We start from the raw sequence: 8,046 nt of genomic DNA on the forward strand, positions 1-8,046 counted from the left end.
GGATTCTTACACAGCCACTGGATCGGTCAACTGATCCTTAACTGATCGGCATTACACCTTTAGATGCTGTTTTCGATAAGCAATTTCAATCAAGGAGTCATTATGGCTGGTTGGTTTGAACTCAGTAAGAACAGTGATAATCAGTTCCGGTTTGTGCTAAAAGCGGGCAATGGTGAGACTATCCTCACCAGCGAGCTGTATACCTCAAAAGCCTCTGCGGAAAAGGGCATCGCGTCGGTGCGTAGCAACAGCCCGCAAGAAGAGCGCTATGAGAAAAAAACGGCAAGCAACGGCAAATTCTATTTCAATCTGAAAGCCGCTAATCATCAAATTATCGGCTCCAGCCAGATGTACGCCACCGCGCAATCTCGTGAAACCGGAATTGCCTCCGTTAAAGCCAATGGCACAAGCCAGACGGTGAAAGACAATACGTAATTACGATGCCGGGCGTGGGTTGTTGGCGTCCGGCGCTTTACCAGATCCCCCCTACAGCGCTACAATGCCCGCCCTTAAAGTGGGGGCCTCCCCTAACCGCTTCATCAGGTGAAGCGGATCTGACCTGTCATCAGAACGAGAGAATTATGTTTAAACCGGAACTCCTTTCCCCGGCGGGAACGCTGAAAAATATGCGTTACGCTTTCGCTTATGGCGCAGATGCTGTTTATGCGGGCCAGCCGCGTTACTCCCTACGTGTGCGCAACAACGAATTCAACCACGAAAATCTTCAGCTCGGCATCAATGAAGCCCACGCGCTGGGGAAAAAGTTTTATGTCGTGGTCAACATTGCACCACACAACGCCAAGCTGAAAACCTTTATCCGTGACCTGAAACCGGTGGTGGAAATGGGGCCGGATGCGCTGATTATGTCCGATCCAGGGCTGATTATGCTGGTGCGTGAGCACTTCCCTGAAATGCCGATCCACCTCTCGGTGCAGGCTAACGCCGTGAACTGGGCGACGGTGAAATTCTGGCAGCAAATGGGACTGACCCGCGTGATCCTCTCTCGCGAGCTGTCGCTGGAAGAGATTGAAGAGATCCATAATCAGGTGCCGGATATGGAGATCGAGATCTTCGTTCACGGCGCACTGTGCATGGCCTACTCCGGTCGCTGCCTGCTCTCTGGCTATATCAACAAGCGCGACCCGAACCAGGGCACCTGCACCAACGCCTGCCGCTGGGAGTACAACGTCCAGGAAGGGAAAGAAGATGACGTTGGCAACATCGTACACAAGTACGAGCCGATTCCGGTGCAAAATGTTGAGCCGACGCTGGGTATCGGCGCGCCAACCGACAAAGTGTTTATGATCGAAGAAGCCCAGCGTCCGGGCGAGTATATGACCGCGTTTGAAGATGAGCACGGCACTTACATCATGAACTCGAAAGATCTGCGCGCCATCGCCCATGTAGAACGCCTGACCAAAATGGGCGTGCATTCGCTGAAAATCGAAGGTCGTACCAAATCTTTCTACTATTGCGCACGCACCGCACAGGTTTACCGCAAAGCTATCGATGACGCCGCTGCGGGAAAACCGTTCGATACCAGCCTGCTGGAAACTCTGGAAGGTCTGGCGCATCGTGGCTATACCGAAGGTTTCCTGCGTCGTCATACTCACGACGATTATCAGAACTACGAATACGGTTATTCAGTTTCTGACCGCCAGCAGTTTGTTGGTGAGTTTACCGGTGAGCGCAAGGGGGACCTCGCAGCGGTAGCGGTGAAAAATAAATTCTCCGTTGGCGACAGTCTTGAGCTGATGACGCCGCAAGGCAACATTAACTTTACCCTTGAGCACATGGAAAACGCCAAAGGCGAAGCTATGCCGGTCGCACCAGGCGATGGTTATACTGTGTGGCTCCCGGTCCCGCAGGATCTTGAACTGAATTACGCGCTGCTAATGCGTAATTTCTCCGGGGAAACCACGCGTAACCCCCACGGTAAGTGATTAATTTCGATTATTTTTCCCGGATGGAAAATTCTTAGAAACCGATCACATACAGCTGCATTTATTAAGGTTATCATCCGTTTCGCTGAAAAACATAATCCATAAAATGCTAGCTGTACCAGGAACCACCTCCTTAGCCTGTGTAATCTCCCTTACACGGGCTTATTTTTTGTACATAAGCTGTAAAGAAGGATTGATCCCTGATAACCGTCTTCCATTGACCACATCGATAGAATCCCCCTTCATAGCACAATGCCTTTCACGTAACGGTATCGTGCTCGCCCAGGTTCCGGCTACGCACAGCCAGAACGCGCATGTTTGACGCTTACCAAAAAATATTCTCACTCTCCACATTTGAATGTCAGACGAGCGACGCCATGTAATCCTGCACCTTCTGTCTTCAGGTCAACTATCTGCATTTTTTTGCCCTGAGTAACACAGAAATGGGCTGCATCATTTTTTACTATATTTTCTGCACCAGATATTCTGCCCCTGGCTAAAGAAGCTTCGGCTTCGGTGTAGTATTGGTTATCGAGTTTACGCTGAATATTACTTTTATATGCAAGACCAAATTTACCAATACTTGTTTCATCATTATGCACAGCACAACCAGATATAAGAAAAATACTAATTAATGATATAGCAGCTATCTTTTTCATCTCACCTTCCCCCATTAAATACCAACGACACTCTCTAGTGTTTAAATATAATAATGGCATGATTATTATAATTGAATAGGATTATAATAAATGTTCTGTACAACATTTCCTACATAAGTAGGAATTACGGACATTGAGGCCCTTCAGGGTAACTCCATGGGGGCTTTAATATATTATATTGAAGATGCCACTGTTTAGTTGAATATTAGGTATATGCTCTTTTTTGAAATTTATCGGTGGCAGCCGTTAGTATTCGCTGTCCCCATTGCAAGCTCCTGGTGGTAACCACTGAATCCTCCATACTTGAACTGACTTTTTATCCTCCGACTTTCATCCTGTTCTGACTCCACCTTTTGTTTTCTGCTCTACACTATCTACAGACCAATCATAAAGGCACATACGATCATGGCAGAATTTCCCGCCAGCTTACTGATTCTTAATGGCAAAAGTACTGACAATTTACCCTTGCGCGAAGCAATTATGCTGTTGCGTGAGGAAGGAATGACGATCCATGTGCGGGTCACTTGGGAGAAAGGTGATGCCGCACGATTTGTAGAGGAGGCCCGGAAGTTGGGCGTCGCAACGGTGATTGCCGGTGGTGGCGATGGCACCATTAATGAAGTTTCTACGGCGTTGATTCAGTGTGAGGGGGATGACATACCCGCGCTGGGAATTTTGCCATTAGGAACCGCCAATGATTTTGCCACCAGTGTAGGGATTCCTGAGGCACTGGATAAGGCGCTGAAACTGGCAATTGCCGGTAATGCCATTGCGATAGATATGGCGCAGGTCAACAAACAAACCTGTTTTATTAATATGGCGACAGGCGGATTTGGGACGCGTATTACCACAGAAACGCCGGAAAAATTAAAAGCCGCGCTGGGTGGCGTCTCTTACATCATTCATGGCTTAATGCGCATGGATACTCTGCAACCGGACCGTTGTGAAATCCGCGGTGAAAACTTTCACTGGCAAGGTGACGCCCTGGTCATTGGTATTGGTAACGGGCGTCAGGCCGGTGGCGGTCAACAATTGTGCCCGAACGCGTTAATTAACGATGGCTTGCTGCAACTGCGCATTTTTACCGGCGATGAAATTCTTCCGGCTCTCGTATCAACCTTAAAATCTGACGAAGATAACCCGAATATTATCGAAGGCGCTTCGTCGTGGTTTGATATACAAGCCCCACACGAAATCACTTTTAATCTTGATGGCGAACCGTTGAGTGGGCAAAACTTCCATATTGAAATACTTCCGGCGGCGTTGCGTTGTCGATTACCACCAGATTGTCCATTATTGCGTTAATCAAACTATTCTCTCTTGAACCAGGGAGAATCCGTAATGCCGGATGCGGTGTAAACACCTTATCCGGCATACAGAACAATACTACACCGTAATTAATTTTACCCGTGTCTTCTGCAATGCCAATTTATCCACCTCTGACACAGCATCATCGGTAACAATAATGTCAATTTTTTCGATTGGCAGTACCTGATTAAAACCGCGACGATTAAATTTCGATGAATCGAGAACGGCAATCACTTTATTTGCGGCGGTGACCATCGCCCCGCTAATCGAATAACCTTCATTAAAGGTCGTAATACCATTAACCGCATCAATACCATCAGCACCGACAAACATTAAATCGGCATTAATATCCTGCAATGAACGCTCGGCAATGGAACCATGCATCGAGCGCGTTTTATGGCGGACCGTGCCACCACAGACGACCAGAGTAATGTCTTTATTTTCGGAAAGGGCAAACGCTGCCGAGAGACTGTTGGTAATCACCGTGATATTTTTAGCGGTCATTAATCCTTCGGCGATAAGCATTGTGGTACTTCCGCTGTCGAGAATAACGGTCATCCCTTCATGGATCATTTTGACTGCCGCCTGCGCTATTCTGTTTTTTGGCGCGCTGGCGAGCTGAAATCGCTCTTTAAACCCGACTTCCTGGGTCTCGGTTTCACTATTACCGGACATTATTTTCGCCGCACCGCCATGAAAGCGCGTAACCACGCCTTTTTGTTCGAGAAAGCGCAAATCGGCACGGATTGTCGCTTCCGAGGCAGCAAATACTCCCGCCAGATCCTGAACAAGCACGGTTCCCTGTTCATTCACTAATTGGATGATCTTATTCCTTCGCTCGAATGAATTCATCGTCATTTACCCATATTCAATTGTGGCTAGTGTAAACGAAGGGGGACCATTGGTGAATGATCTGTTTTGCACAATACCGGGCCAGCATCACGCTGGCCCGCGGTTTCATGGAATGAGCAACACTTTGCCCGGCATGGCATTACGAGCGATGTCACGCACCGCCTGGGTGAAGCTTTCAAAGCTTCCACGGTGAGCGATTAATGGATCCAGGCTTAACTTACGTTCTGTCAGCAACCGGCTCGCCGTTTCCCACTCCTGCCCCGGCCAAGGGCTGGAATAGTTCATCCAACTGCCGATAACCGTCAGCTCTTTACGCAATATTTTGCCAAACGTTGCCGATGTTAAATGCAGATCCTGATGCAACGTGCCCACCAGCGCCAGTTGGGCATGAGGACCGGCAATCTCTACCGCCAGTTCGACAGTTTGCGGTACGCCAGCCGTCTCGAGGATAAGCTGATTAAAGCGCAGTTCGCGTAAAACGCTCTGCATTTGCGGCGCGCTCATTTCGCTACTGTTAAATGTTTGCATCGCACCGAAAGATTTTGCCAGTGCCAGTTTTTCTGAGCTAATGTCGATCGCCGTCACACTCTTTGCTCCCAGCGCGACAGCGCACTGAATAGCCAGCAGGCCAATGGTTCCGGCACCAATAATAATAACGTTTTTATTCTCACAACCTTGCGCTAAATGAAAAGCATGCAGGCCAACGGTAATCGGCTCAATAAAAGCCCCATCCTCAATAGGCATATCCGTGGGTAGAGCAAAGACATTTTTTCGCTTAACGACAATATATTCAGCAAATCCACCATCACGCCGCGAGCCAATAAAATCATATTTTGTGCACTGGGAATAAAACCCTTTCAAACACTCTGGACAAGTAAAACAGGGTAATAACGGCACACAGGCAACCGCATCGCTAGGGTGTAAATCATCAACACCGGATCCCACCGCATCAATATAGCCGCTAAATTCATGGCCTAACGTTATTGGATAATAATGTGCACCATTTTTAAATATCCTGGGTAAATCGGAACCACATAAGCCCGAGCTGGCAATTTTTACCCGCACCTCATCCTGATGTTTAATTTCAGGAATGACGCTTTTTGCAACGCGCACGATACCATCAGTATCATTCACTACTGATTTCATAAAAACTCCTGATTGTTAAGGGGGATAACCTCCCCCTCAGGTAAAAATTATTCTGCGAGAACGGCTTTCTCTTGTTTAGTAAAACCACGCGCTCTACGCCAGGTCATGAAAATACCGGTCAGATAAATTGCGCCGATAATAATGAAACCGGGAATATTTTGCGGGGAGAAAACCTGAATCAGTAACCAGGTAATGGGAGAACCGCCCTGATCCATTGAAGCCACCATACCCCCGGCTTTTAACGCCCCAGCATTAGCCGCCAGTTGGGTGTGCAAACCAATAGTTTGCGTCGCGATCCACAGGGTGATGCTCATAATGATGACACCCGAGATTAAGGTGCGGAACAGATTTCCACGATGCACCGCGACCGCCATCGCCACGAAGAAGCCGATAGTGGCAAGACGCCAAACGGCAGTACCTGATTACCCGGAACACAAACAGCAATTAAAATGGTGAGCGGAATAAAAATCAGGCTTGCCGATACCACCGCCGTATGCCCCAGCAGTAATGCGGGATCCAGGCCAATCAGGAACTCCTGACCGCCGAACTTCGCCTGTAAACGACTACGGGCCTGCTTAGCGATGGGCGTTAAACCATCCATGATGGGTTTAATCATCCGTGGCATCAGCAGCATAACTGCCGCCGTTTTTACCGCCAGCTGCAATACACCTTTGACATCGTAACCCGCGAGGATGCCGATAATCAGCCCCATCACAAAACCCACGGTGACAGGTTCGCCAAAAGGGCCAAATTTGCGCTGAATATCGTCGGCGCTAAATTTAATTCGGTTAACGCCTGGGATTTTCTCGATGATAGCATCGACCAGCACCGCAATCGGCCCCATATACGCCGACGTACCGTGCGGAATAGCAATACCTTCCAGCTCAAAGAAATTTCGGGTATCGCGGGCAAACCAGTCGCCGAGCTTATAAACAAACGCCGCGTGAATTACCACACCCGCCATCCCTATCATCCATGAACCGGTTGCCAGGTGCAGCAACGCGCCGGTGAAGGTCATATGCCAGATATTCCAGATATCAACATTTACCACCCGCGTCATACGGGTCAGTAACATCGCCACGTTAACCAATATCGCAATCGGAATCGCCACCAGCGCAATTTGCGACGCCCAGGTCATTGGTGAAGAGCCCGGCCAGCCGACATCGACCACATGCAGATTCAGGTCGAAATTTTCCGCCATCGCTTTCGCCGCCGGACCAATGGAATCCAGCATTAAGCCAATCACAAGGCCAATGCCAACAAAGCCAATCCCGATATGCAGACCCGCTTTAAAGCAATCGCCTGCCTTCATGCCTAATATTTTAGAAAAAATAATGATGACAACCGGCAGCATCACTGTAGGGCCGAGGTCGAGAATATAACGCATGACTTCTGAAAACATAGGTCACCCCTGTAAGATAGTCAGAATTTTATTTTGTAATGCTTCGATACCGACACCAGAAACAAAAGGCATGCCGTGAACTAACGGAATATCGCCAAAACTACGATCCACCCTGGCAGTGGTACATATCAAATGCACACCATCCATATAGGTTTCTATTTCATTAACCCGACACTGGATTAATTCAACAGGAATATTATGACTCTGACACAACTCTTTAATTTCTTCCGCCGCCATCGTAGATGGTCGCAACCGCGCCTCCGCAAGCGACAATAATCTTGCGTTTCATAAATAGTCCTTTTTATTGTTACAGAGGGATTTATTCGTCTGAATCTAAAACATACTTTGTGAAGTATTCCTTTAACTGAGTTTCAGGAAGAGTAATTAGTGTCTCGACGATATCGGGCTGTTGTAACTTGCCAAATAAACAGCGTAAAAGTTTCAATTGCTGCTGCGGATTTTCCACAATCAACGCAATAACCAACGATACCGCCACGTCGTTATCATCATCCGCTTGCTGAAAATGAACTTTATTTGTTGGCCTTAACAGATAAATGGCTGACGACTTAGCATGAATCGCCTCACAATGCGGTATTGCAATGGCGTGCTGCTCAAGCATTATCCCGGTAGGGAATTCTGCTTCTCTGGCAATTAATGCCTGTGGCCAGGTATCATGAACCACACCTTTCGCGAGCATCTCATTACCGATATAGGTTAAAACTTCGCTACGATCGAC

General features: G+C 48.0%; 7 protein-coding genes and 2 pseudogenes. 3 read left to right on the plus strand and 6 right to left on the minus strand.

Going from position 1 to position 8,046, the window contains the following annotated elements; genetic code table 11:
* Positions 1–102 precede the first annotated feature (102 nt).
* On the plus strand, positions 103–435 hold the full coding sequence (locus ACUU1M_RS17260) for a YegP family protein (RefSeq protein WP_005075721.1): 333 nt from the start codon (positions 103–105) through the stop codon (positions 433–435).
* 146 nt (positions 436–581) lie between these two features.
* Positions 582–1,943: a prephenate-dependent tRNA uridine(34) hydroxylase TrhP gene (trhP, locus tag ACUU1M_RS17265; RefSeq protein WP_005049106.1), complete on the plus strand. Its 1,362-nt coding sequence runs from the start codon at positions 582–584 to the stop codon at positions 1,941–1,943.
* A gap of 341 nt (positions 1,944–2,284) precedes the next feature.
* On the opposite strand, the gene yegR is transcribed toward trhP, so the two are convergent.
* Entirely contained in the window at positions 2,285–2,602 is a 318-nt protein-coding gene (gene yegR, locus ACUU1M_RS17270; protein ID WP_001295425.1) for a protein YegR, read from the minus strand.
* Between the two features lie 405 nt (positions 2,603–3,007).
* On the opposite strand from yegR, the gene yegS reads away from it, so the two are divergent.
* Entirely contained in the window at positions 3,008–3,907 is a 900-nt protein-coding gene (yegS, locus tag ACUU1M_RS17275) for a lipid kinase YegS (RefSeq protein ID WP_000807346.1), read from the plus strand.
* An 81-nt stretch (positions 3,908–3,988) separates the two neighbouring features.
* Here yegS and ACUU1M_RS17280 read toward each other — a convergent pair whose 3' ends face one another.
* The 5 genes and pseudogenes from ACUU1M_RS17280 to gatA all read right to left on the minus strand — a co-directional run.
* The gene (locus ACUU1M_RS17280; RefSeq protein ID WP_024260786.1) at positions 3,989–4,762 is read right to left on the minus strand and encodes a DeoR/GlpR family DNA-binding transcription regulator; all 774 of its coding nucleotides are present in this window, start codon (positions 4,760–4,762) and stop codon (positions 3,989–3,991) included.
* A 105-nt stretch (positions 4,763–4,867) separates the two neighbouring features.
* Positions 4,868–5,908 carry a galactitol-1-phosphate 5-dehydrogenase gene (gene gatD, locus ACUU1M_RS17285; protein WP_000844252.1) on the minus strand — a complete coding sequence of 347 codons (1,041 nt, stop codon included), beginning with the start codon at positions 5,906–5,908 and terminating at the stop codon, positions 4,868–4,870.
* A gap of 47 nt (positions 5,909–5,955) precedes the next feature.
* Positions 5,956–7,310 (minus strand): annotated as a pseudogene (locus tag ACUU1M_RS17290) (PTS galactitol transporter subunit IIC).
* A gap of 3 nt (positions 7,311–7,313) precedes the next feature.
* Positions 7,314–7,599: pseudogene (gatB, locus tag ACUU1M_RS17295) on the minus strand (PTS galactitol transporter subunit IIB).
* Positions 7,600–7,629: 30 nt separating this feature from the next.
* Positions 7,630–8,046 (minus strand): PTS galactitol transporter subunit IIA (gene gatA / locus ACUU1M_RS17300; RefSeq protein ID WP_449144703.1); only part of this gene is annotated, 417 nt, incomplete at its 5' end.

The sequence above is a fragment of the Shigella sp. SIG6 genome, from assembly GCF_053555815.1.

Excerpts from the sequence above, each read along its gene's own strand:
- ACUU1M_RS17260 (WP_005075721.1), top strand. The coding sequence starts at position 103 with ATGGCTGGTTGGTTTGAACTCAGTAAGAACAGTGATAATCAGTTCCGG.
- trhP (WP_005049106.1), top strand. The coding sequence starts at position 582 with ATGTTTAAACCGGAACTCCTTTCCCCGGCGGGAACGCTGAAAAATATG.
- yegR (WP_001295425.1), bottom strand. The coding sequence starts at position 2,602 with ATGAAAAAGATAGCTGCTATATCATTAATTAGTATTTTTCTTATATCT.
- yegS (WP_000807346.1), top strand. The coding sequence starts at position 3,008 with ATGGCAGAATTTCCCGCCAGCTTACTGATTCTTAATGGCAAAAGTACT.
- ACUU1M_RS17280 (WP_024260786.1), bottom strand. The coding sequence starts at position 4,762 with ATGAATTCATTCGAGCGAAGGAATAAGATCATCCAATTAGTGAATGAA.
- gatD (WP_000844252.1), bottom strand. The coding sequence starts at position 5,908 with ATGAAATCAGTAGTGAATGATACTGATGGTATCGTGCGCGTTGCAAAA.